Genomic DNA, 22,325 nt, shown 5'->3' with positions numbered 1-22,325 from the left:
TTAAGCCGCGCCGATCCTGAGCAGGTCGTGCAGATGCACGAGGCCGACCGTGCGGCCGCCCTCGATGACCATCAGGCTAGTGATCGACGAGGAATTGATCGTCTGCAGCGCGGTGGCGACGATCGTTTCAGGCCCGACCGACTTCGGCTCCCTGGTCATCACCTCTTCAACCGTCATGGCCAGAAGGTTGTTGCCGAGGTGACGCCTGATGTCACCGTCGGTGATGACGCCCTTCAGCGCCCCGTCGGCGGCTATCACACCGACGCAGCCGAAACCCTTCTGCGAAATCTCCCGGATGGCCTCCGGCATGCCGGCGCCCAGCCGGACGAGTGGAAGTTCGTCGCCGGTGTGCATGATCTCGCGCACCTGGGTCAGGTTTGCGCCGAGCTGGCCGCCCGGATGGAAGGTGCGGAAATGGTCGGGCGTGAAGCCCCGCGCCTCAAGCAGCGCGATCGCCAGCGCGTCGCCGACGACGAGCTGCAGCAGCGTCGAAGTGGTCGGCGCCAGCCCGTGCGGGCAGGCCTCCGCGGCGCGCGGCAGACTTATCACCACGTCCGCCTGGCGGGCCAGCGCCGAACTATGCCCGGCGGTGACCGCGATCAGCGGATTGAGGAAGCGGCGCGAATAGGCGATGATGCCCTTGAGTTCGGCGGTTTCGCCCGACCACGATATGGCCACGATGGCGTCGTCGCGCGCGATCATGCCGAGATCGCCGTGATTGGCCTCGGACGGGTGGACGAAGAAGGCGGGCGTGCCGGTCGAGGCGAGTGTGGCGGCGATCTTGGAGCCGATATGGCCGCTCTTGCCGACGCCGGTGACGATCACCCGGCCATTGATCTGCGACAGGAGTTCGACCGCTTCGGCGAACGGTCCGGCGACGCCGTTCTCCAGAGCGTCCGCGAGCGCGGCCACGCCGGCCTGTTCGGTGCGGACCGTGCGGAGCGCGGATGCGATCGATGCCTCCCGCTCGGGCTTGCGCTTCTTCAAAGTCTCTACATGCATGGACGATGCGCTTAGCGTTTTGCCGCGCGGCTGTCCAACATTTATCGCAGGCTCGACAGTTCGAGGACGCCGCCTCAACCCTCCATTAACCATCGCCGTTTACGGTTCGGTAAGCATGGCGCCAGCGCGCCTTCCAGCAAGGTGACGATGCCGCAGGTTCGCCCAGTATCGACGAGAAGCGCGCCTCGCCCGGCAGCCGGTTACCGGCTGCTGTCGGCGAGCGCGGCGGCATTGCTGTGGGCCGCGCCGGCTCATGCCCAGGAAAGCAGCCTTCGCGGAGCCGTCGCCGAGACGGAGATCACCGGTTCGCTGCTGCCGCGCGCCGCGGGCCAGGCGGCTATCCCGCAGAACCAGCCCTTCCCCCGCTATCTCCCAGTGAGCCCCGGCGCGGTGCCGGACGAAACCGAAACCGACAGCATTTTCGCGCCGGCGGATGTCGCCGACGATCCTTTCGCCGGCGATCCGCCCATTCCCTCCCGCGTGCCGACGACCGCCAGGCAGCGCGCCGAGGAAGCGCGGGCACGCGTATCATCAGATCAGACGGAGTCTGAGCGGCGCACGGCCGAAACCACCGAAAGCGCTACAGTTGATGAAGTGATCACCGGGACGGAGCGCGTCGACACCATCGATTCGGCGGCAGATCTGGTGCTCGACGAAGGCGCGGGACGCATCGAGGCGATCGAAGGGCTCGACGGGATCGAAGAGGACAATCCGTTCGCCGCCACGGGCATCCGGGTCGGCACATTCATCATACGGCCGACGCTGGAACAGGGCGTGACGGCGACGTCCAACGCCGATGCGAGCAGCGGCGGCGAGCCGGCCACGCTTTCGGAAACGACCTTGCGGCTCAACGCCATATCGGACTGGAGCCGCCACACCGCGAGGGTCGACGCCTATGGCAATTTCCGCAAGACGATTTCAGGCGACGAGATAGACGAGACCAGGGGCGGCATCGACGCCGCGCTGGAACTGGATCTTGCCAACGACTACCGCGCACTGGCCGAACTCGGCTACGAGGCCGGGCCGGAATCGGCTTCGTCGCCGGTGGTGATCGAGGGAACCGCGTCGCAGCCGCTGCGCCAGACCTTCAACGGAAGCCTCGGTTTCGAAAAGGATGTCGGCAAGGCCCGCTTCGGCATCACCGGCCTGGTCGAACACCACACCTATGGCGACGCGGATCTGTCGAGCGGCGGAACGCTTTCGCAGGAAGACCGCGATTTCACGCTGGGGGCCGTCGTGCTGCGCGGCGGCTACGAGATTTCACCGGCGCTGACGCCCTTCGTCGAGGCCGAATTCGGCCGACGGCAATATACGCTGGAAGAAGATGCAAGCGGCTTCCAGCGGTCTTCGGACCGGGTCGGCGCGCGGGCGGGACTGGAACTCGACCTCACCGAAAAGCTGACCGGCGAATTCTCGGCAGGGTGGATACGGGAAACGTTCGACGACGACCGGCTGGACCCGCTTTCGGGCCCGACGCTGAACGCCGACCTCGCCTGGTCGCCCGAGCGCGGCACGATCGTCAATCTTGCGGCGGCGACCTCCGTGGAGGGCACCACGACCGCCGGCGAAAGCGGCTCCATCCTGCATGCGGCGCGCATAGGGGTCGAGCGCGAAATCCGCGCCAATCTGACGGCCAACGCCTCGGTCGGCGCCGGCTACCGCAACTATGCCGAATCCGACGGCCACGACCTGATCCTGACCGCCGAAGCCGGCGCGACATGGTGGCTGAACCGCTATGCCGGCCTCAGCGGCCGGCTGCGTCACGAGACGATGGACAGCAATCTACCCGACCGGGAATACGAGGCCAACAGCGTCTTTCTGGGTTTGAAGCTGCAGCGGTAGCGTTCAGCCCACCTCGCGGCGCTCAAGCGGCTGGATATCGTCCAGAAGTGCCTCAATGGTAGCCGACATGCTCTCGTGCATATCGGCGCGCCACAGCGCGAACGCGACATTGGCCTCGATGAAGCCTTCCGGCGAGCCGCAATCGAAGGTGCGCCCCCGATAATGATAGCCGAAGAAGGGCTGCTGCTTTTCGAGCTTCAGCATGGCGTCGGTGAGCTGGATTTCATTGCCCGCGCCCCGCTCCTGCCCTTCCAGAACCTTGAAAATCTCGGGTTGGAGGATGTAGCGGCCGTTGATGTAGAGATTGGAAGGTGCGGTTCCAGCCTTCGGCTTCTCGACCATGCCGGTGATCTCGAAGCCGGTATGGACGTCCTCGCCCTTGCCGACGATGCCGTATTTGTGGGTTTCGGCCGGATCGCACTCCTGCACGGCGATGATGTTGTTGCCGGTCTCGGCATAGAGATCGACCATGGCCTTCAGACAGCTCTTGTCGGCCTGCATGATCATGTCGGGCAGGAGCAGCGCGAACGGCTCATCGCCGACCAGGTCTCGCGCGCACCAGACGGCATGGCCGAGGCCGAGCGGAACCTGCTGGCGGGTAAAGCTGGTCTGGCCCGGACCCGGCTGCAGGCGCTGAAGATGTGCAAGCTGGTCATCCTTGCCGCGCTGCGCCAGCGTGTCGTAAAGTTCGAACTGCAGATCGAAATGATCCTCGATGACGCCCTTGTTGCGGCCGGTCACGAAGATGAAGTGCTCGATGCCGGCTTCGCGCGCCTCGTCCACGACATACTGGATCACCGGCTTGTCGACGATGGTCAGCATTTCCTTGGGGATAGATTTCGTAGCCGGGAGGAAGCGCGTGCCGAGGCCGGCGACCGGGAAGACTGCTTTGCGGACTTTTTTCATGCGGCAATTATCCGTTCCGATGGGCCGGCTGCAATCACAAAGAATGACATGTTGATGCCAGAATTGAACATTAGTGCGAAAAATCAAATTTCAGTGCGGAGCAGTCAATCGTTCCGGCCGATTTTGGTTCCCGCGGGGCTATGGTAAACCGATTGATAACCGGCTTCGACGAAAATGAGCTTTCCGCACGTCCAAGGAGGGAAAAAGATGCTCGTTCGCAAGACCTCAATTCGCCTGGGGAGCGTCTTGGCGGCTGCCGGCCTATCGCTCGCCCTTTTCTTCTCGGCCGGCCCTGCCTTGGCCGACGCCGGCTTCCAGAACTGGGTCGCAAGCTTCCGGGCCACCGCCGCTAAGAACGGCGTCTCGGGCGCGACCTACGACCGCGCCTTCCGGGGTGTCACCGACATCGATCCCGAGGTTCTCGAGAAGGCCCGCTACCAGCCGGAATTCACCGCGCCGGTATGGGACTATTTCGACAACCGCGTGCATGAGAATTCGGTCGCGGTCGGCCGCCAAATGGCGCGCAAATGGAAACCGTGGCTCGACCGCATCGAGGCTAAATTCGGCGTCGACAGGCACATCCTGCTGGCCATCTGGTCGATGGAATCGAATTACGGCGAGATCCTGAAGAACGACAAGGTGATGCGGAGTGTCGTGCGCTCGCTCGCCACTCTCGCTTACGCCGACAAGAGGCGCGCCAAATTCGCGCGCACCCAGTTGATAGCGGCGCTGAAGATCCTGCAAAGCGGCGACATAGACGTGAGCCACCTCACCGGCTCCTGGGCCGGCGCCATGGGCCACACGCAGTTCATCCCGACCTCCTACCAGGCCTACGCGGTCGACGCCGACGGCAACGGCCGGCGCGACATCTGGACCTCTATCCCGGACGCGCTGGCGACCGCCGCCAATCTCCTGCGCAAGAATGGCTGGCAGGCCGGTAAGACCTGGGGTTACGAAGTCACCCTGCCGGCGGGCCGGAAATTCCCCAGCGGCTCGATGTCGCTCGCGAAGTGGCAGAGCATCGGCGTCACCCGCGTCAATGGCAAGGGTTTCCCGCACGGTTCCGATAGCGCGGAATTGAAAGTGCCGGACGGACGCGGCGGACCGGCATTCCTGATGACAAAAAACTTCTCCGTCATCAAGCGCTACAACAATGCCGACAAATACGCGCTGGCGGTCGGCCTTCTCGCCGATGAAATCGCCGGCTATGGCGGGCTTGTGCAGGACTGGAAACGGCCGTTCACCAAACTGACGTTCGAGGAAAAGCAGGAGCTTCAGCAAAGGCTGTCCGCTCACGGCTATTACGACGGCAAGTTCGATGGCAAGATCGGCCAAGGCTCCCGCTCTGCGATCAAGGCTTTCCAGGTCCAGTTGGGCCTGGAGCCGGACGGCCATCCGAGCATGGAAGTGCTGTCGACGCTCAGGCAGCGCTAGCGCACATTCCGTTCCGGGTGGAACCGGAAGGGGCTCTGATCTATTGACCTGAGCGCACTACCGAAGGTTCGCGACGCTCCGCGAACCTTCGCTTCTGGTTCCTAGCGGGAGAAGACATTGCCATCGCATCAGCGCATCTGGTTCGCCGCACGGCGCTTGTTTGCCCTGGTGCTTGCGCTCGCGGTTTTGGTCACCGGCATTTCGATTGCAGCGCCGATTCAGGTCGCTGCGCAGGAATATCGTCCGTGGCTGCGTAATCTTTGGGTATTTCCGCGCAGGGAGCGGGAGCGGCGGGTCATTCGGCGGACCGTGCCGCGGCGCGAGGTAAGACGGAAAGCCGTCCGCAGGAGCACTGGCCAGGCGCGCAAGTCGGTTCCCCGTCGCAATGTCGAGAGGGCGGAGAGGGCGGAGGCGGTGGAGCCGGAAGTACAGGCCGTCGAAAAGATTGACGACGCAAAGATCGTGCTGGTGGTCGGCGATTTTCTTGCCAGTGGGCTGGCCGAGGGGCTGACTGAGGCCTATGCCGAAAACCCGCGTGTGAAAGTGGTCGACAGGTCGAACGGCTCGTCGGGCTTAGTGCGCGACGACTTCTTCGACTGGCCGGGCGAAATCGCCGGCATTGTCGAGGAGGAAAAGCCTTCCGCGATAGTGGTCATGCTCGGCTCCAACGACCGCCAGCAGATGAAGGCGGCGGGAGAGCGCGAACCGGTCAGGTCCGAAGGCTGGACCAAGGAGTACACCCTGCGCGCCGACAAGTTCGGGAAGACCATAGCGGATGGCAAGGTGCCGTTCATCTGGGTCGGCATGCCGGCTTTCAAATCATCCAAGATGACCTCCGACATGCTCGCCTTCAATGACATCTATCGGACTTCGGCCAAGGGCGCCGGTGCGGAGTTCATCGATATCTGGGATGGCTTCGTGGACGAGAACGGCGCCTTCGTGACCACCGGCCCGGACGTGAACGGACAGCCGGCGCGGCTGCGCTCGGGCGACGGCATCAACATGACGGCGGCCGGCAAGCGCAAGCTCGCCTTCTACGCCGAAAAGCCACTGAACAAGATCCTGGGCGAGACCACTGGTCCGGAACCGGTCGCCATGGCGCCGGCGACGCTGCCGGCCGTTGCACCCGGTGCGCCGAACGCCGCGCCTGTCGACCGCACGGCTCCGATCTCGCTCGCTGACCCGCAGCTTGATGGTGCGACCGAGCTTCTCGGCGCGCAGGCGCCCAAGAAGCAAGAGGCCCGCACCCCCGGCGAAAGACTGGCGATCGAGGGCGTGGCGCCCGAAGCGGCTCCGGGCAGGGCCGACGATTTTTCGCGGCCGCGCAAGCCGCCCGCTCCAGCCGCCACGCCCGAGGACGCGGAGACGACGACTGCAATCGGCCGCTAAGCGGGATAGTTGCCGCGAACGACGCTATCTCGGCAGGACGCTGGACCCCATAAGGGCTTCGTCGATCGAGCGAGCGGCTTGGCGGCCCTCGCGGATCGCCCACACCACGAGAGACTGGCCGCGGCGGACATCGCCGGCGGCGTAGAGCCGCTCGACGCTGGTCCGGTAGTCGCGATCATTGGCCTGGACGTTGGTCGAGCGCCGCGCGTCTGTGCCGATTGCTAGCTTTCCTTCCAGCTCCTTGACGACGCCATCGCGGAAGGGTCCGGCGAAGCCGATTGCGATGAAGGCGAGATCAGCGCGGATGACAAATTCGGTGCCGGCGATCGGCTGGCGCTTTTCGTCGACCTCGCAGCATCGCACGCCGGTCAGTTGCCCTTCCTCGCCGATGAATTCCAGCGTCGCCACCTGGAATTCGCGCTCCGCGCCCTCCGCCTGGCTGGACGAGGTCCGCATCTTGGTCGCCCAGTAAGGCCATACCGCGAGCTTGTTTTCCCTTTCCGGCGGCTGCGGCCGGATGTCGAGCTGGGTGACGCGCACCGCGCCCTGCCGGAAGGCGGTGCCGACGCAGTCGGACGCCGTATCGCCGCCGCCGACCACGACGACGTGCTGGCCCGCCGCCACGATCGGCTTTTCCGGCCACGCCACCGACTGGATGTCCTCGCCGCCGACGCGCTTGTTCTGCTGGACGAGATAAGGCATCGCGTCATGCACGCCGTCGAGGTCGTCGCCGGGAATGCCCGCCGCCCGCGGCGTTTCGGAGCCGCCGCAATAGAGCACCGAATCGTACTCGGCGAGCAGTTCCTCGACTGGTTTGTCGAGGCCGACATTGACCCCGCAATGGAAGGTGACGCCTTCGCCCTGCATCTGTTCGACGCGCCGATCGATGAAATGCTTTTCCATCTTGAAGTCGGGAATGCCGAAGCGCATCAGCCCGCCTGGGCGGCTCTCGCGCTCATAGACATGCACATCGTGCCCGGCGCGGCCGAGCTGCTGGGCCGCCGCCATGCCCGCCGGGCCGGAGCCGATGACAGCGACGCGCTTGCCGGTCTTCCTCTCCGGCGGATAGGGCCGGATATGGCCGAGCTCATAGGCCTTGTCGGCGATCGCCTGCTCGATCGTCTTGATGGCGACCGGGATGTCCTCGAGGTTAAGGGTGCAGGCTTCCTCGCACGGCGCCGGGCAGATGCGGCCGGTGAACTCGGGGAAATTGTTGGTCGAATGGAGGTTGCGGATCGCGTTGTCCCAATCGCCGGCATAGACGAGGTCGTTCCAGTCCGGGATCTGGTTGTGGATCGGGCAGCCGGTCGGGCCATGGCAGAAAGGTATGCCGCAATCCATGCAGCGCGCGGCCTGTTTCTCGACCTCCTTGTCCGACATCGGCAGCGTGAATTCGCGAAAATGCCGTATGCGGTCGGAAGCCGGCTGGTACTTGTGCACCTGCCGGTCGATCTCGAGAAAACCTGTTACCTTGCCCATATCAGTCTCAACTCAATTCGCGGTATTCACCGCAACCAATTTTCGATCTTCAAATCGGGTACCCGACGAAACTCTTTCTCGTTTGCCGTGACGAGAATCGCATCAAGCGCAAGCGCGTGTGCGGCGATCCATAGGTCATTTGGGCCAATAGGTTTGCCTTGGCGTTTGAAATGCGCCCGGATTCGTCCATAGTGCTGATCGGCGGGTGCCTGAAGCGGCAATGTCGGGATGGAAGCCAAAACGCCCTCGATATTCTTCTTCAAGCGGTGCCCGCCGCGATCCTCCAAACCAAAAAGCACTTCTCCAGTCACGATCACACTGGTGCAGATGTTTTTCGCATCGACCTTCTTGATCCCTTGCATGACCTGACCAAGCGGGTTCTTGACAAGGTCCGAAATCATGTTCGTATCGAGCAGATACATGCTCACAACTCGACATCGTCGAGAGGCAGAAGATCGTCATCGGTGATTTCCGGCAGAGCCTCTTCGTCGCTCAGCGGTTCAAGGTTTGCCAAAACCTCCAGGAGTGACGGCTTTTTTTTCGCACCCTCCAAGATCAGCTTCCCATTTTGCCCTTTGGTGATGACAACTTCATCTCCTTCAAATTCGAACTCCTTTGGTATTCTGACTGCCTGACTACGCCCGTTGCGGAACAGTCGAGCAGTGCGTTTTTCCAGCTGCCTATCGTGCGCGTTCATGGCAAGTCTCCAGTTGGCATATGACAAAGCATATGCCAATCGGGCCTTTAATTCAAGTTTCGGGGCCTACTCCGCCGCCACGCTCATCCGCAGCCGCTCCATCTCCTGCAGGGCGCGGCGATATTCGACCGGCATCACTTTGCGGAATTTCGGCCGGTAGCTCGCCCAGTTCTCGAGGATCTCCTTGCCGCGCGTCGAGCCTGTGTAGTGCACGTGGTTCGAGATGAGCAGATGGAGGCGCTCCTCGTCGTGGCTGGTCATATCGCCGGAGACGTCGACGCGGCCCTTATGGTCGAGGTCGCCGCCATGGTGGTGCAGCTTCTCCAGCATGTCGTCCTCTTCGGGAACCGGCTCGAGTTCGACCATGGCCATGTTGCAGCGCTTGGCGAAGTCGCCCGCCTCGTCGAGCACATAGGCGACGCCGCCCGACATGCCGGCGGCGAAGTTGCGGCCGGGCTGGCCGATGACGACGACCACGCCGCCGGTCATGTATTCGCAGCCATGGTCGCCGACGCCTTCGACGACCGCGACAGCGCCCGAATTGCGCACGGCGAAGCGTTCGCCGGCGACGCCGCGGAAATAGCACTCGCCTTCGGTCGCGCCGTAGAGAACGGTGTTGCCGACGATGATGGAATCCTCGGCGACGATCTTCGCATCGTCGGGCGGGCGGATGACGATGCGGCCGCCCGACAGACCCTTGCCGACATAGTCGTTGCCGTCGCCGATCAGCTCGAACGAAATGCCGCGCGCCAGGAAGGCGCCGAAGGACTGGCCGGCCGTGCCCGTCAGCTTCACCGAAATCGTGTCGTCGCGCAGCCCCTTGTGCTTGTAGCGCTTGGCCACCTCGCCTGACAGCATGGCGCCGGTCGAGCGATCCACATTGCGGATGTCGACCTCGATCTTGACCGGCAGCTTCGATTCGAGCGCCGGCCCGGCGAGCTCGATCAGCTTGCGGTCGAGCACCTCATCGATCGGATGCTTCTGGCGCTCGGTCCAGTGCGTCGCATCGCGCGGCGCCTCGGGCTTGTAGAACACGCGGCTGAAGTCGAGGCCCCGGGCTTTCCAGTGCTCGATCACGGCCCGCTTTTCCAGGAGATCGGTATCGCCGACGATCTGATCGAGATGGGTGAAGCCCATTTCGGCCAGCAGCGCGCGCACCTCTTCCGCGACATAGAAGAAGAAGTTGATGACGTGTTCTGGCGTGCCCTTGAAGCGCTTGCGCAGCACCGGATCCTGCGTCGCGACGCCGACCGGACAGGTGTTCAGATGGCACTTGCGCATCATGATGCAGCCGGCTGCGATCAGCGGCGCGGTCGAGAAACCGAACTCGTCGGCGCCGAGCAGCGCACCGATGATCACGTCGCGGCCGGTTCTGAGACCGCCGTCGACCTGAAGCGCCACTCGGCTGCGCAGATCATTAAGCACCAGCGTCTGGTGCGTCTCGGCGAGGCCCATCTCCCAAGGCGAGCCGGCATGCTTGAGCGACGTAAGCGGAGACGCACCGGTGCCGCCGTCATAGCCGGATATCGTGATGTGGTCGGCGCGCGCCTTGGCGACGCCGGCGGCGACCGTGCCGACGCCCACTTCCGAGACCAGCTTGACCGAGACATCCGCTTCGGGATTGACGTTCTTCAGGTCGAAGATCAGCTGCGCCAGATCCTCGATGGAATAGATGTCATGGTGTGGCGGCGGCGAGATCAGCCCGACGCCCGGCGTCGAATGGCGCACCTTGGCGATGGTCGCATCGACCTTGTGGCCCGGCAACTGGCCGCCCTCGCCGGGCTTTGCGCCCTGCGCAACCTTGATCTGCATGACATCGGAGTTGACCAGATATTCCGCGGTAACGCCGAACCGTCCCGAGGCGACCTGCTTGATGGCCGAGCGTTCGGGGTTCCGGCCGCCGCCAGGCAGCGGCAGGTAGCGGTCCGGCTCTTCGCCGCCTTCGCCGGTGTTCGACTTGCCGCCGATCTGGTTCATGGCGCGCGCCAGCGTGGTATGCGCCTCTCTGGAGATCGAGCCGAACGACATGGCGCCGGTCGAGAAGCGCTTGACGATCTCGGCCGCCGGCATGACCTCCTCGATCGGCACAGGCTTGCGCCCGCTCTCCTCGGCGGTCCTGATCTTGAACAGTCCGCGAATGGTCTGGGCGTGCGCCGTGTGGCTGTCGATCTGGGCGGAATATTCCTTGAACGTGTCCCACGAACCCTGGCGCACGGCATGCTGCAGCGAGGCGACCGCGTCTGGCGACCAGATATGGGCCTCGCCGCGCATCCTGAACAGATATTCGCCACCGACTTCCAGCGCGTTGCGCAGCACCGGATCGTTGCCGAACGCGTCGTGATGCCGGCTGACCGTCTCGGCCGCGACCTCTTCCAGGCCGACGCCCTCGATCATCGTCGCGGTGCCGGTGAAATACCTGTCGACGAAATCGGTCCGCAGGCCGACCGCGTCGAAAATCTGTGCGCCGCAATAGGACTGGTAGGTCGAAATGCCCATCTTGGACATGACCTTGAGGATGCCCTTGCCGATCGACTTGATGTAGCGCGTGACGACCTCGCCCGCATCGACCTCGGCCGGCATCTCGCCGCGCTTGTGCATGTCGAGCAGCGTGTCGAAGGCGAGATAGGGGTTGATCGCCTCCGCGCCGTAGCCGGCGAGGCAGCAGAAATGATGGATCTCGCGCGGCTCGCCGGATTCGACCACGAGGCCGACGGAGGTGCGCAGGCCCTTGCGGATAAGGTGATGATGGACCGCCGCGGTCGCCAGCAGCGCCGGAATGGCGATGCGGTCCGGACCTATCTGGCGATCCGACAGGATGATGATGTTGTAGCCGCCGGCGACCGCCGCCTCGGCGCGCTCGCAGAGGCGCTCGACCGCGCCCTGCATGCCGGCGGCGCCTTCCGCCGTCGAATAGGTGACGTCGATGGTCTTGGTGTCGAACCGGTCCTCGGTGTGGCCGATCGAGCGGATCTTTTCGAGATCGGCATTGGTAAGGATCGGCTGGGGCACTTCGAGCCGCTTGCGGCGCGACGAGCCGACGAGGTCGAAGATGTTCGGCCGCGGCCCGATGAAGGAGACCAGGCTCATCACCAGCTCCTCGCGGATCGGGTCGATCGGCGGATTGGTGACCTGGGCGAAGTTCTGCTTGAAATAGGTGTAGAGCAGCTTGGAGCGGTCCGACATCGCCGAAATCGGCGTATCGGTGCCCATCGAGCCGACCGCTTCCTGGCCCGTCGTCGCCATCGGCGACATCAAAAGCTTCACGTCTTCCTGCGTGTAGCCGAAGGCCTGCTGGCGATCGAGCAGCGTCACATCCTTGCGCAGCGCCCGCGGCTCGACCGGCTTCAGCTCTTCCAGGATGAGCTGCGTGTTGGAAAGCCACTTCTTGTAGGGATGCTTGCCCGCGATCTCCGACTTGATCTCCTCGTCGGAAATGATCCGGCCCTTCAGGAGGTCGATCAGCAGCATCTTTCCGGGCTGCAGCCGCCACTTCCTGACGATCTTTTCCTCCGGCACGGTGAACGCGCCGGCTTCCGACGCCATGATGACCCGGTCGTCGTGGGTCACGATATAACGGGCGGGGCGCAGCCCGTTGCGGTCCAGCGTCGCGCCGATCTGGCGGCCGTCGGTGAAGGCAACGGCGGCGGGGCCGTCCCACGGCTCCATCAGGGCTGCGTGGTATTCGTAGAACGCCTTGCGGTCTTCATCCATAAGCTTGTTGCCGGCCCAGGCTTCCGGGATCAGCATCATCATGGAATGCGCGAGCGAATAGCCGCCCTGGAACAGGAATTCGAGCGCATTGTCGAAGCAGGCAGTGTCCGACTGCCCCTCATAGGAGATCGGCCACAGCTTGGAGATGTTGTTGCCGAACAGTTCGGAATCGACCGACGCCTGGCGCGCCGCCATCCAGTTGTTGTTGCCGCGCACCGTGTTGATTTCGCCGTTATGTGCGACCATGCGGTAAGGGTGCGCCAGCTTCCACGACGGGAAGGTGTTGGTCGAAAAACGCTGGTGGACGAGGATCAGCGCCGTCTCAAAGCGCGGATCGCTGAGGTCCTTGTAGTAGGAACTGACCTGGTAGGCCAGGAACATGCCCTTATAGACGATCGTGCGCGCCGACAGCGACACGCAGTAGGCGCCGATGTCGCGGTCGTTATTCTCCGCATAGATGCGGCCGGAAATCACCTTGCGCAGAAGATAGAGCCGCGCCTCGTACTCTTCGTCATCGTCGATGTCGGGCGTGCGTCCGATAAAGACCTGGCGGTGGTACGGCTCGGCGGCCGCAATATCGGGCGCCTTGGACAGCGAGGAATTGTCGACCGGAACGTCGCGAAAACCGATAAGCGGCAGCCCTTCCGACTGCGCCGATTCGCGGATGATCTCGTCGACATGCGCCCGCATCGCCGCGTCCTGCGGCATGAACCAGTGGCCGACGCCATACTGTCCGGCAGGCGGCAGTTCGATGCCTTGGCTGGCCATTTCCTCGCGAAAGAAGCGATCGGGAATCTGCACCAGCACGCCCGCCCCATCGCCCATCAGCGGGTCCGAGCCCACGGCGCCGCGATGCGTCAGGTTCTGCAGCATGGCCAGACCGTCTTCGACGATCTGGTGCGACTTCACGCCCTTCATCTGCGCGATGAAGCCGACGCCGCATGCATCATGCTCGTTGCGCGGATCGTAGAGGCCGTGCTCGACGGCGCGTTTGACGGCGACGGCTTTCGTCTGCGCGGGGGCTGTCTGCTCCGTCGTCACAGATGAAATGTCCATCATCGTCCTTCCTCCGTTCTTGCTCGCGCGCCGCTTCATCGCAGTGCCTGACGGCGCCCGACGAGCGGAAATGTTGCGAAATTCGGCGAAAACATCCGGACAAGCCAGATGGTTTTCGCCTGTTGCGGCGCCGTCACCGCCTGTCGATGTCCCGGCGCCACCCGCAGCGGCAGCCGGACAGGCGCGATCATACGCCAAATCCAGCACACATTGCGAAGATAAATACGACAGCACTGCTGTCCTAAATTTCTTATGTCAGAATTTTCCCGGTGAAACAAGACCGATTTGCAAACATCTTGATACGTGCACGACATAAAATTTCGCCTCAGGGCCGACATAGGTAACTTTCAGCCATTTCCACTGCGGCAATATGTGGTTCGACACGGATGGGACAACCGGCCCCTTGAACTACGGCTGCAAAACCGGTGAATGTCGCGTTTCCTCGATCGCTTGGAAAGAAAATGATTTTCGCATCAGACAATTGGGCCGGCGCGCACCCAAATATCGCAGCCGGGCTTTCGGCCCATGCATCCGGCTACGACCCCGCCTATGGCGACGGTGCGCTGGACCGGATGGTCGCCGAGCGGTTCAACGAGATTTTCGAGCGCGAGGTGGCCGTTTTCTTCGTCGGCACCGGCACTGCGGCCAATTCGCTGTCACTCGCTTTGTACAATCGGCCGGGCGGCATCTCGTTCTGCCACCGAGAGGCTCACATATTGGAGGACGAGTGCGGGGCTCCGGAACATTTCACCGGCGGATCCCGGCTTCATGCCGTCGACGGCGCTCTCGGCCGGATGACGCCCGAGACGCTGGAGAAGGCGATTGGGCGCTTCGTGCCGGAATTCGTCCATGCCGGCCGGCCGATGGCGGTTTCGATCACCCAGGCGACCGAGGTAGGCACCATCTACAGCCTCGATGCGATCGAGACGATTTCGGCGATCGCCAAACGGCACGGCCTGCCGCTGCACATGGACGGCGCACGCTTCGCCAATGCGCTGGTGGCGCTCGATGCGACCCCGGCCGAGATGACCTGGAAGCGCGGCGTCGACATCGTTTCGTTCGGCGGCACCAAGAACGGCTGCTGGTGCGCCGAGGCGGTGGTGCTGTTTGACACCGGGCGGGCGAGGGATTTTTCGTTCATACGCAAGCGCGCCGCGCAGCTATTTTCCAAGTCGCGCTTCATCGCTGCGCAGTTCGACGCCTATTTCAGGGACGGGCTCTGGCTGGAAACGGCGCGGCACGCAAATGAGATGACGCGGCGACTCGCCACGCGCGTCGAAGCGTCGTCCAGGGTCCGCGTCGCCTGGGAGCCGCAGGCCAACGAACTCTTCGCGATCATGAGCAAGGATCTGGCGGAGAGATTGACCGCGGCGGGCGCGGTCTTCCATCTCTGGAACACGCCGCACGGATATGCCGGCGCGATCGGCGGCGACGAGACGATATGCCGGTTCGTCACCAGCTTCGCCACGACGGCCGAGGAAATCGACCGCTTCAGCGAACTGATCGCATAAAAAAAGCGGCGCCCGAAGGCGCCGCCATTCGCTTGGGAGGAGCGATTACTTGGTAGTCGTGGCCTCGATCTGCTTGGCGGCCTTGGCAGGCGCCGTAGCGATCGCGATCTTGCGCGGCTTCATCTCCTCGGGAACGTTGCGCTTCAGGTCGATGTGAAGCAGGCCGTTCTTGAGGAATGCGCCGTTGACCTCGACATGGTCGGCAAGCTGGAAACGACGCTCGAAAGAGCGCGAGGCAATGCCGCGATAGAGGACTTCCGAGCCCTCGCCATTGCCTTCATCCTTCCGCTCGCCCTTGACGCTCAGCACGTTACGATGCGCCTCAATGGCGATTTCGTCTTCGGCAAAGCCGGCGACGGCCATCGAAATGCGGTAGGCGTCTTCACCGGTCCGCTCGATATTGTAGGGCGGATAGGTCTGTCCGTTGTCCGGCTGGGCAAGCGAGTCCAGCATGGTGAAAAGCCGGTCGAAGCCGACGGTCGAACGATAGAGGGGCGAAAAATCAACGTGACGCATGGTCTGTTCTCCTGTTGAGCAACACTGTTTTGCGTTTGGCCCGGTGCAAACCCTTGAGCGGCGTATTGCATGGACCAGTGGCCCCGTTTCGGCGGCCACGGCACTAATTTGGGAAGCGGAAAAACGGCTTTCAAGGCATTTCCGGCCAGAATAATTCGCGGCTGGGCGCAGGAGATCGTTGGTAGTGGCAGGCCCCGGCTATCCCTCTCATCGGTGCATAACATTGAGTTTTGCACCCAGATGGCCGGATCACCCCATTGCACCTGCGGCTCCGCCTCCCCCATCTTACCTAGTAGGAGCGGTCGATCCTTACGGCCTGATCATTCCGCCAAATCCCGCGAATGGCATCGCGTCGGGCGCCTTCCGCATGGGGAAATAGAGATTCTTAGAGGAGACTGATCATGAGCGAAGGCATTCCTGCAATCGACATCAAGGCCTTGTTCGGACCCGCTTCGCCCGAACGCGACGCAGCCGACCAAGCGGTGCTGCAGGCGGCTTCCGGCGTCGGATTCATGACGATAGCGGGCTTTCCGGGCAGCGATCTGTTGACCGGCGAGAACCGCGCCCGGCTGCTCCGCATATTCAGCCTTCCCGACGCGCGCAAGGCCGATCTGCTGCGCTGGAACTTCGACAACACCAAATCCAACTTCTATCGCGGCTGGTTCCCGCTGCAGCCGACGGCGGTTTCCTACAAGGAAGGCATAGACATGGGGCCGGACGTCGCCCATGAGGACGCCGCCTTCGATCCGAACGATCCGTTGTGCGAAGCTACGCCGTTGCCGAACGAGGCGGAACTTCCCGGATGGCGGGACGCTGCGGCCGACTATTACAGGGCGATGGAAAAGGTCGGCAACACGCTGATGCGCGCCATCGCCCGCGGCCTCGACCTGCCGCAAGACACGTTCGATGCCTATTTCAAGGGCGGAATCTCGACCCTGCGTCTGATCCGATATCCTTTGCGCGATGCGAAAGCCGCGGTCGATCTCAGCGGCCCGGACTATTCGGTCGTCCACAAGGGCGAGACACGCACAATCATCGGGAAGGAGCATGTCGATTCCGGTTTCGTCACGCTGCTGGCGCAGGATGGCGTGGAAGGTCTTCAGGCGAAGGACCATGGCGGCGAATGGATCGACGTGCCGCCGGCCGATGGAACGCTTGCGGTCAATTTCGGCCAGTTGCTCGAGCGCTGGACCGGCGGCAGGGTGCGCGCCACCTTGCACCGGGTGATTGCCCCGAACCGGGCGCGCTACTCCATTCCGTTCTTTTACGAGCCTCGCGTCGACGCCGAGATAACGCCTCTTCCGGTCCCGGGCGCTAACCCCTTCGAACCGTTCCTTTACGGCGACTATCTGTGGGAAGCGGCGACCAATTTCGTGGAAATGCGCGGCATCAAGCATTTGCGCAAGCCGCGTCGCGCCAAGGCATCTTGAGCGCGGGAAGGAAGGCTGTGCCCGACGTCGATCGCCTGCCAGCGCTCGCCACTTTGGATATCCAAAGCCTAGCGCCCGAAAAAGGACGCGCGCGGGGCTCTAAAACGGTCTCGAACATGAACGCAGGATGAACCGCGGCTTCGGCGAGCGTTCAGGCGGCGGCTGTTAGATTTGGCGTCGAAATCAGGTTCGGCGATGCGCCGGTGCGCATCGCGACGAAGCCGAGCCGGGTGTAACGTCCCTTCCTCCCGGATCGACAGAGACCGGAAGCCAGCCGCAAGCAGCTTCCGGTCTCTTACGTTATGGACTTGCTCCCGGATTTTCTTTGCTTTTGCCCGTCATGATTCTATCACCTTGGCAGCGCTGTCGCTTTCGGCGCGCCGAGAGCGAAGTGGATGATGAGCACTCCTTTCCATGAACTTGCCGGCAATCCGGTCCCGGAAAACGCCACCGCCGGTTTTTTTACGGCCAGCGACGGCAAGGTGCTCCGCCATGCCTTTTTTCCGGCCTCGGCGCGTCCCTTCAAGGGAACGGTGATCCTGCTGCCCGGCCGCAACGAGTGCATCGAGAAATATTTCGAGACCATCCGCGACCTGACCGCGCGCGGCCTCGCCGTGGCGACCCTGGACTGGCGCGGCCAGGGTGCTTCCGACCGGCTGATCAAGGACCCGCAGCGCGGCTATGTGCGCAGCTTCTTCGATTACGCCAACGATCTCGACCAGTTCTTCGCCGAATTCGTGCTGCCCGACTGCCGCGGCCCCTACTACGTGCTCGCCCATTCGGCAGGAGCGCTGGTGGCGCTTCTGGCGGCGCCCGCCCTTGCCAACCGCGTCAGCCGCATGGTGCTGATCGCACCCTTCCTGATGGTGACGGGCACCACGCTGACGCTCACGACCATCCGCCGTCTGGCAACGGCGCTCTATTGTCTCGGACTGGGCCGGCTTTACGTCACCGGCGGTCCGCGCCCGCTCCAACGATACCCGTTCGCTTCCAACAAGCTTACGTCCGACCCGGCTCGCTATGCGCGAAACTGCGAGCTTTACGAGGCCTATCCGCTGCTGGGACTGGGCGGCCCGACTGTGGCGTGGATCCGCGCGGCGGCCGAAGCCTCGGCGACCGTCCAGGATCCGGACTTCATCGCGAAAATCCAGACGCCGATCCTGATCGTCGCGGCGGGAGCCGACGAGGTGGTGGCCTTCCGCCCGATCGAGGATCTGGCGCGCAGGCTGCGCAATGGTTCGCTGCTGACCATCTATGGCGCTCGCCACGAAATCCTGCAGGAAGCCGACATTTTCCGCGAGCAGTTCTTCGCCGCCTTCGATGCGTTCATCCCGGGAAGCGGCGGCTGAGGATCAGCTTTTGTGCAGCAACTCCAGCGCCGCGTCGTGCAGCTTGGGCGAGCCGGCCGCGACGATCTCGCCGCCATTCTCGGCCGGTCCGCCGTCCCAATTGGTGATCTTGCCGCCGGCCCTTTCGATGATCGGGATCAGCGCCACAATGTCGTAAGCCTGCAGGCCGACCTCGACGACGAGGTCGATATGGCCGGCGGCGAGCATGGCGTAGGCGTAGCAGTCGGTCCCGTAGCGCGACAGTTGGATCGCAGCTTCCAGCCGGTTGTAGGATTCGCGCCGGCCGCCAAGAAACAGCGCCGGCGTCGTCGTGCACAAAGTCGCCTCCGCAAGCGCATCCCTCTTGCGCGTCGCCAGCTTGCGGGCGCCGCCGGGGCCTTCATAGAACGTGCCGCCGCTGTCGGCGCGAAAGAGCTCGCCGATAAAGGGCTGCGACATCATGCCGGCCACCGCGTCGCCATCAACGGTCAGGCCGACCAGCGTGCCCCAGAGCGGAACGCCGGAGATGAAGGAGCGCGTGCCGTCGATCGGGTCGATGACCCAGATGTGGCTGCTCGCGGCATTCTCGGGACCGAATTCCTCGCCCAGTATGCCGTGATCGGGATATTCTTCCCGGATGACCGCGCGGATCGCCTGCTCCGCTCGCTGGTCCGCCTCGGTCACCGGATCGAACCCGGCTGAAAGCTTGTTGGAGACCGACCCCCGGCCGCGAAAGCGCGGCAGGGTCTCGGCGGCGGCAGCCTCGGCGACACGCCGCATGAATTCGGCCGAAATCTTCAAAATCCCGTCTCCCGACGTACGAATCACTTTGGCCGACTATAGCCGTGCTCGTGTCGATTCAGGGCTATTTCCGCAGGCTAACCGGGCAATTTGGCGCGTTTTTGGTGTTGCGCGAGCGCAACATTCGACGCCGATTGCCCGATCTGCACATCAATATGAATTAATTATTCATGTATGCGCTTGACATTTGTGCAGCGCACAATAAGTTTTCAGTCGGACAGGTTCTCCTGTCTATGCCCTCCTTGGGCGTTTCCTCCCTAGACTTCGACCGCGTTGTGCGAACAACGCGGTTTTTTTTGACCGCGGATGCGCCGGCTATTCGGCGGCAAGCGGCAGGTCCACCAAATCGCGGTCGGGCATCGCCATCAGGTCGGCGCAGAACCGCGCCAGATCGTCGGCCAGCGCATCGAACCCTGCCGATTTCTGCAACGTCCGCTCGTTCATGTAGAGCCCCCGATTGACCTCGATCTGCAGCGCGTGGAGGCCGCGCGCCGGCCGGCCGTAATGCTCGGTGATGAAGCCGCCGGCATAAGGCTTGTTGTGCGCGACGGTGTAGCCCATCGACGTCAGGAGCCGGATTGCTCTTTCGGTGAGCGCAGGCGCGGCGGACGCTCCGAAGCGGTCGCCGATGATGAAATCGGGCCGCACGCCGCTGTCGCCGATGCGGATGCTGGCCGGCATCGAATGGCAGTCGATCAGCACGCCATAGCCGAAGCGCTGGTGGGTGCGGGTCAAAAGCCGCTTCAGCGCATCGTGATAGGGCTTGTAGACGGCCTCGATGCGCGCCACCGCCTCGGTGAGCGGCAGGCGGCCGGCATAGATGTCGAGCCCCTCGCCGACGAGCTTCGGCACCGTGCCGAGGCCGCCCGCCACGCGCGCCGAGCGGATATTGGCGTAAGGCGGCACCGGCTCGACGAACATGCGCGGGTCGAGTTCCCAGGGCTCGCGGTTGACGTCGAGGTAGGCGCGCGGAAAGTTCGCCGCCAGCATCGGCGCGCCCAGCGAAACGGCGCTGCCGAACAGTTCGTCGACATAGCAATCCTCGGAGCGGCGGATCGCGTTGCGGTCGAGCCGGATCATGGCGAGGAACCGGTCGGGATAGTGGGAGCCGCTATGCGGTGAGTTGAAGACGAACGGCACCCGCTGTTCGGCGGCGGTGCGGATCTCGAACGGCGCAAGCGCCGAAAAGTCATCGCCCGCCGTCATCGACACCTGCCCGTGAACGCCACTCCATCATAGCTTCGAAACTGCCATCTGGCGGCCATTCTGTCCAGCTATACGGTGCAAACATGGACGCTGCGTTTCGGCGCCGGCATGGCGGCATTCACTTGATGTTTACCGTCGGCTCTTCATATAGAGATGGTTAACCAGACTGGCTGCAAGCAGTCTTTGCAGGTGATTCGGACGGGAAAACATGGCACGCATTCTTCTGGCGGAAGACGACGATGACATGCGTCGGTTTCTGGTCAAGGCGCTCGAGCGCGCCGGCTATGACGTCAGCGATTTCGACAATGGCGCCAGCGCCTATGAGCGGCTGCGCGAAGAGCCCTTCTCGCTGCTTCTGACCGACATCGTCATGCCGGAAATGGACGGCATCGAACTGGCACGGCGCGCAACCGAGATCGACCCCGACCTGAAGGTGATGTTCATCACCGGCTTTGCCGCGGTGGCGCTCAATCCCGATTCCAAGGCGCCGAAGGATGCCAAGGTGCTGTCGAAGCCGTTCCACCTGCGCGATCTCGTCAACGAGGTCGAAAAGATGCTGCAGGCCGCCTGACGGCGCGCGGCGGAGATAGCCGGCCTTTCGGCAATTCTCGCTATTGACGCGCTCGGCCATAATATGGTGTATGCGCGGCTTCGGATGGGCGTGTAGCTCAGCGGGAGAGCACTGCATTGACATTGCAGGGGTCGCAAGTTCAATCCTTGCCACGCCCACCATCCTTTCAAAGACTTAGCCAATCTCTATCTCCCGTCCGCACAACAACCGCACAAAAACCACGCCTCGCACCTCAGTTCGCCTGCGCTGTGTCGGCGTAGACGCCCAGCGTCTCTTCGGCCTTCCTGAAGTAAACCTCTTTGAGCCGTTCGTTGGGCTCCCACACAGGAAGGAGGTCTGCACGCCTGCCTGTGGCGTCGAACTCACGAAACGGGAATGGCACCCAGCTAATGGGGTCTTTCCCTTCATGCCAGCCGCCATCGGGATAGCCAAACGCATATGATTTGCCGCATTCCTCGCAATTGTTCATCCCGAACGTGACGGTCTTTGCGAGACCTCCACACCAAGGGCAACATGCCCCATTCGAGAAGCACGAAACAGGAGGCGGCAGCCTTCTCAGGGCTTTGGAGAACTCTTCGCGGTCTCGATCCTTGCTCGGATCTTCGATCGATGTGAGGCTCATGACCGCACTTCCTTCACCTTCCAGAAATCGGCAGGGGCGATGCGCTTGGGCTTGGGCGGCCAGGTGGTGGTGGTTTCCGACACCGCGTAGCCGCCGGCGAGATCCATGAACAGTGCCTCGGCGATCTCGGCGAACGCATTGTCCAGCTGCTTGCGAATCGCCTCGGTCGCTGGGCTCGGCTCGATGAACTCGATCGTCGTCTCGAACTTCATCTGGTCGAGCGTGATGGTGACTTCCTTCATGGCTGGTCCCCTCGGCGGATGCTCTCGGCGGCGGCATTGCAGCCCTCGCGGAATCGCTGGAAATCCAAGCTCGGGCGGTCAAGCCTCTCACGTTCAAACTTCTCCGCCCGGAACGCCGTCGCCTCGGCAACGAGCGCGCACCTCTCACGCTCCCTCATGGTGGCGGCTTCTTCTATGGCCGCCAGCGCCTTGCCGCCGTGACGGCCGCCGTACGTGATTTTCTTCATGGCCGCTTCGCTTCGGGCGGCGGATTGTTGGCGGCCGCGCCAAGGTTGGGGTCATAAGTTGGCATGGAGGCAACAACCGGCGTCAAAATCGCGTCCAATCGCCGCTGCTCCAGCGCCATGATCTCCTCTACCGTCCAGCCATCAGGGCCGCGTGGCGGGAGCCCGATTCGCTGTCGGTCGTAATCGCTCAAGACCTCGATCCCGCCTTGGCTGAGCAGCTCGTGGAGCAGGTAGTAAACCTCCTCCTGCCGCCCATCTTCCACCAGGTGCCCAACCTTTTGCATGATGGCGCCGATCAACTGCTCGGCGCGCGCCCTGCGCATGTCGTACCGGCCGATGCTGTAAGGTGTCATGT

Annotated in this window: 20 protein-coding genes and 1 tRNA gene; 8 read left to right on the top strand and 13 right to left on the bottom strand. The window is 63.2% G+C overall.

The window, feature by feature from the left end:
- Positions 1–1,002 (bottom strand): KpsF/GutQ family sugar-phosphate isomerase, encoded by a 1,002-nt coding sequence (locus MAXJ12_RS08445; protein ID WP_008835400.1) that lies wholly within the window; start codon positions 1,000–1,002, stop codon positions 1–3.
- Positions 1,003–1,149: 147 nt separating this feature from the next.
- On the opposite strand from MAXJ12_RS08445, the gene MAXJ12_RS08440 reads away from it, so the two are divergent.
- Positions 1,150–2,844, top strand: coding sequence for an outer membrane beta-barrel protein (locus MAXJ12_RS08440; protein WP_008835399.1), 1,695 nt, complete (start codon positions 1,150–1,152; stop codon positions 2,842–2,844).
- 3 nt (positions 2,845–2,847) lie between these two features.
- Here the strand turns inward: MAXJ12_RS08440 and galU are convergent, their stop codons facing one another.
- A complete protein-coding gene (galU, locus tag MAXJ12_RS08435) occupies positions 2,848–3,750 on the bottom strand; it encodes a UTP--glucose-1-phosphate uridylyltransferase GalU (protein WP_008835398.1) in 903 nt (300 codons plus the stop codon).
- Between the two features lie 207 nt (positions 3,751–3,957).
- Between galU and MAXJ12_RS08430 the strand changes: the two genes are divergently transcribed.
- A complete protein-coding gene (locus MAXJ12_RS08430) occupies positions 3,958–5,184 on the top strand; it encodes a lytic murein transglycosylase (RefSeq protein ID WP_008835397.1) in 1,227 nt (408 codons plus the stop codon).
- Positions 5,185–5,301: 117 nt separating this feature from the next.
- On the top strand, positions 5,302–6,573 hold the full coding sequence (locus tag MAXJ12_RS08425; protein ID WP_008835396.1) for an SGNH/GDSL hydrolase family protein: 1,272 nt from the start codon (positions 5,302–5,304) through the stop codon (positions 6,571–6,573).
- 24 nt (positions 6,574–6,597) lie between these two features.
- Here MAXJ12_RS08425 and MAXJ12_RS08420 read toward each other — a convergent pair whose 3' ends face one another.
- The 4 genes from MAXJ12_RS08420 to gltB all read right to left on the bottom strand — a co-directional run bounded on the left by MAXJ12_RS08420 (position 6,598) and on the right by gltB (position 13,519).
- Positions 6,598–8,052, bottom strand: a complete 1,455-nt coding sequence (locus MAXJ12_RS08420) for a glutamate synthase subunit beta (protein ID WP_008835395.1) — start codon at positions 8,050–8,052, stop codon at positions 6,598–6,600.
- 26 nt (positions 8,053–8,078) lie between these two features.
- Entirely contained in the window at positions 8,079–8,474 is a 396-nt protein-coding gene (locus MAXJ12_RS08415) for a type II toxin-antitoxin system VapC family toxin (protein ID WP_008835394.1), read from the bottom strand.
- A 2-nt stretch (positions 8,475–8,476) separates the two neighbouring features.
- Positions 8,477–8,749 carry an antitoxin gene (locus tag MAXJ12_RS08410; protein ID WP_008835393.1) on the bottom strand — a complete coding sequence of 91 codons (273 nt, stop codon included), beginning with the start codon at positions 8,747–8,749 and terminating at the stop codon, positions 8,477–8,479.
- A gap of 66 nt (positions 8,750–8,815) precedes the next feature.
- A complete protein-coding gene (gene gltB / locus MAXJ12_RS08405) occupies positions 8,816–13,519 on the bottom strand; it encodes a glutamate synthase large subunit (RefSeq protein WP_008835392.1) in 4,704 nt (1,567 codons plus the stop codon).
- Positions 13,520–13,977: 458 nt separating this feature from the next.
- On the opposite strand from gltB, the gene MAXJ12_RS08400 reads away from it, so the two are divergent.
- Positions 13,978–15,027, top strand: a complete 1,050-nt coding sequence (locus MAXJ12_RS08400; RefSeq protein WP_008835390.1) for a threonine aldolase family protein — start codon at positions 13,978–13,980, stop codon at positions 15,025–15,027.
- 45 nt (positions 15,028–15,072) lie between these two features.
- On the opposite strand, the gene MAXJ12_RS08395 is transcribed toward MAXJ12_RS08400, so the two are convergent.
- Positions 15,073–15,543: an Hsp20 family protein gene (locus MAXJ12_RS08395; protein ID WP_008835389.1), complete on the bottom strand. Its 471-nt coding sequence runs from the start codon at positions 15,541–15,543 to the stop codon at positions 15,073–15,075.
- Positions 15,544–15,944: 401 nt separating this feature from the next.
- On the opposite strand from MAXJ12_RS08395, the gene MAXJ12_RS08390 reads away from it, so the two are divergent.
- Both MAXJ12_RS08390 and MAXJ12_RS08385 read left to right on the top strand, forming a co-directional pair.
- A complete protein-coding gene (locus MAXJ12_RS08390; protein ID WP_008835388.1) occupies positions 15,945–16,973 on the top strand; it encodes an isopenicillin N synthase family dioxygenase in 1,029 nt (342 codons plus the stop codon).
- 398 nt (positions 16,974–17,371) lie between these two features.
- Positions 17,372–18,322 (top strand): alpha/beta fold hydrolase, encoded by a 951-nt coding sequence (locus MAXJ12_RS08385; RefSeq protein ID WP_040585460.1) that lies wholly within the window; start codon positions 17,372–17,374, stop codon positions 18,320–18,322.
- 3 nt (positions 18,323–18,325) lie between these two features.
- Here MAXJ12_RS08385 and hisN read toward each other — a convergent pair whose 3' ends face one another.
- Together hisN and MAXJ12_RS08375 are read right to left on the bottom strand one after the other, a co-directional pair.
- Positions 18,326–19,102 (bottom strand): histidinol-phosphatase, encoded by a 777-nt coding sequence (hisN, locus tag MAXJ12_RS08380; RefSeq protein ID WP_008835386.1) that lies wholly within the window; start codon positions 19,100–19,102, stop codon positions 18,326–18,328.
- 315 nt (positions 19,103–19,417) lie between these two features.
- Positions 19,418–20,308: an N-formylglutamate amidohydrolase gene (locus MAXJ12_RS08375; RefSeq protein WP_008835385.1), complete on the bottom strand. Its 891-nt coding sequence runs from the start codon at positions 20,306–20,308 to the stop codon at positions 19,418–19,420.
- Positions 20,309–20,516: 208 nt separating this feature from the next.
- Between MAXJ12_RS08375 and cpdR the strand changes: the two genes are divergently transcribed.
- Together cpdR and MAXJ12_RS08365 are read left to right on the top strand one after the other, a co-directional pair.
- The gene (gene cpdR / locus MAXJ12_RS08370; protein WP_008835384.1) at positions 20,517–20,879 is read left to right on the top strand and encodes a cell cycle two-component system response regulator CpdR; all 363 of its coding nucleotides are present in this window, start codon (positions 20,517–20,519) and stop codon (positions 20,877–20,879) included.
- Between the two features lie 86 nt (positions 20,880–20,965).
- A tRNA-Val gene (locus MAXJ12_RS08365) sits at positions 20,966–21,040 on the top strand.
- Between the two features lie 71 nt (positions 21,041–21,111).
- Here MAXJ12_RS08365 and MAXJ12_RS38715 read toward each other — a convergent pair.
- Genes MAXJ12_RS38715 through MAXJ12_RS08345 form a run of 4 tightly spaced genes read right to left on the bottom strand, consistent with a single transcriptional unit; the run spans position 21,112 to position 22,323 of the window.
- Positions 21,112–21,501, bottom strand: coding sequence for a hypothetical protein (locus MAXJ12_RS38715; protein ID WP_244421460.1), 390 nt, complete (start codon positions 21,499–21,501; stop codon positions 21,112–21,114).
- Positions 21,498–21,743 carry a hypothetical protein gene (locus MAXJ12_RS08355; RefSeq protein ID WP_008835382.1) on the bottom strand — a complete coding sequence of 82 codons (246 nt, stop codon included), beginning with the start codon at positions 21,741–21,743 and terminating at the stop codon, positions 21,498–21,500. Before MAXJ12_RS08355 ends, MAXJ12_RS38715 begins: the two co-directional genes overlap by 4 nt.
- Positions 21,740–21,970 carry a hypothetical protein gene (locus MAXJ12_RS08350; RefSeq protein ID WP_008835381.1) on the bottom strand — a complete coding sequence of 77 codons (231 nt, stop codon included), beginning with the start codon at positions 21,968–21,970 and terminating at the stop codon, positions 21,740–21,742. Before MAXJ12_RS08350 ends, MAXJ12_RS08355 begins: the two co-directional genes overlap by 4 nt.
- Complete coding sequence (locus tag MAXJ12_RS08345) at positions 21,967–22,323, bottom strand: hypothetical protein (protein ID WP_008835380.1); 357 nt, start codon at positions 22,321–22,323, stop codon at positions 21,967–21,969. The genes MAXJ12_RS08350 and MAXJ12_RS08345 overlap by 4 nt, the downstream gene beginning before the upstream one ends.
- Between the last annotated feature and the right edge of the window lie 2 nt (positions 22,324–22,325).

Origin of the sequence: Mesorhizobium alhagi CCNWXJ12-2 (genome assembly GCF_000236565.1) — a bacterium.
GTDB classification, from domain to species: Bacteria; Pseudomonadota; Alphaproteobacteria; order Rhizobiales; family Rhizobiaceae; genus Allomesorhizobium; species Allomesorhizobium alhagi.
The sequence above is the reverse complement of the archived record's forward strand: the minus strand, read 5'-3'. Positions and strand labels throughout refer to the sequence as shown.

Bases quoted from the DNA above. Each gene is read 5' to 3' on its own strand.
- MAXJ12_RS08375 (WP_008835385.1), bottom strand. From the start codon at position 20,308: ATGACGGCGGGCGATGACTTTTCGGCGCTTGCGCCGTTCGAGATCCGC.
- MAXJ12_RS08400 (WP_008835390.1), top strand. From the start codon at position 13,978: ATGATTTTCGCATCAGACAATTGGGCCGGCGCGCACCCAAATATCGCA.
- MAXJ12_RS08395 (WP_008835389.1), bottom strand. From the start codon at position 15,543: ATGCGTCACGTTGATTTTTCGCCCCTCTATCGTTCGACCGTCGGCTTC.
- MAXJ12_RS08355 (WP_008835382.1), bottom strand. From the start codon at position 21,743: ATGAAGGAAGTCACCATCACGCTCGACCAGATGAAGTTCGAGACGACG.
- MAXJ12_RS08430 (WP_008835397.1), top strand. From the start codon at position 3,958: ATGCTCGTTCGCAAGACCTCAATTCGCCTGGGGAGCGTCTTGGCGGCT.
- MAXJ12_RS08390 (WP_008835388.1), top strand. From the start codon at position 15,945: ATGAGCGAAGGCATTCCTGCAATCGACATCAAGGCCTTGTTCGGACCC.
- MAXJ12_RS08345 (WP_008835380.1), bottom strand. From the start codon at position 22,323: ATGACACCTTACAGCATCGGCCGGTACGACATGCGCAGGGCGCGCGCC.
- MAXJ12_RS08385 (WP_040585460.1), top strand. From the start codon at position 17,372: ATGAGCACTCCTTTCCATGAACTTGCCGGCAATCCGGTCCCGGAAAAC.
- MAXJ12_RS38715 (WP_244421460.1), bottom strand. From the start codon at position 21,501: ATGAGCCTCACATCGATCGAAGATCCGAGCAAGGATCGAGACCGCGAA.
- MAXJ12_RS08440 (WP_008835399.1), top strand. From the start codon at position 1,150: ATGCCGCAGGTTCGCCCAGTATCGACGAGAAGCGCGCCTCGCCCGGCA.
- MAXJ12_RS08410 (WP_008835393.1), bottom strand. From the start codon at position 8,749: ATGAACGCGCACGATAGGCAGCTGGAAAAACGCACTGCTCGACTGTTC.
- MAXJ12_RS08445 (WP_008835400.1), bottom strand. From the start codon at position 1,002: ATGCATGTAGAGACTTTGAAGAAGCGCAAGCCCGAGCGGGAGGCATCG.
- MAXJ12_RS08415 (WP_008835394.1), bottom strand. From the start codon at position 8,474: ATGTATCTGCTCGATACGAACATGATTTCGGACCTTGTCAAGAACCCG.
- cpdR (WP_008835384.1), top strand. From the start codon at position 20,517: ATGGCACGCATTCTTCTGGCGGAAGACGACGATGACATGCGTCGGTTT.
- gltB (WP_008835392.1), bottom strand. From the start codon at position 13,519: ATGATGGACATTTCATCTGTGACGACGGAGCAGACAGCCCCCGCGCAG.
- galU (WP_008835398.1), bottom strand. From the start codon at position 3,750: ATGAAAAAAGTCCGCAAAGCAGTCTTCCCGGTCGCCGGCCTCGGCACG.
- MAXJ12_RS08350 (WP_008835381.1), bottom strand. From the start codon at position 21,970: ATGAAGAAAATCACGTACGGCGGCCGTCACGGCGGCAAGGCGCTGGCG.
- MAXJ12_RS08420 (WP_008835395.1), bottom strand. From the start codon at position 8,052: ATGGGCAAGGTAACAGGTTTTCTCGAGATCGACCGGCAGGTGCACAAG.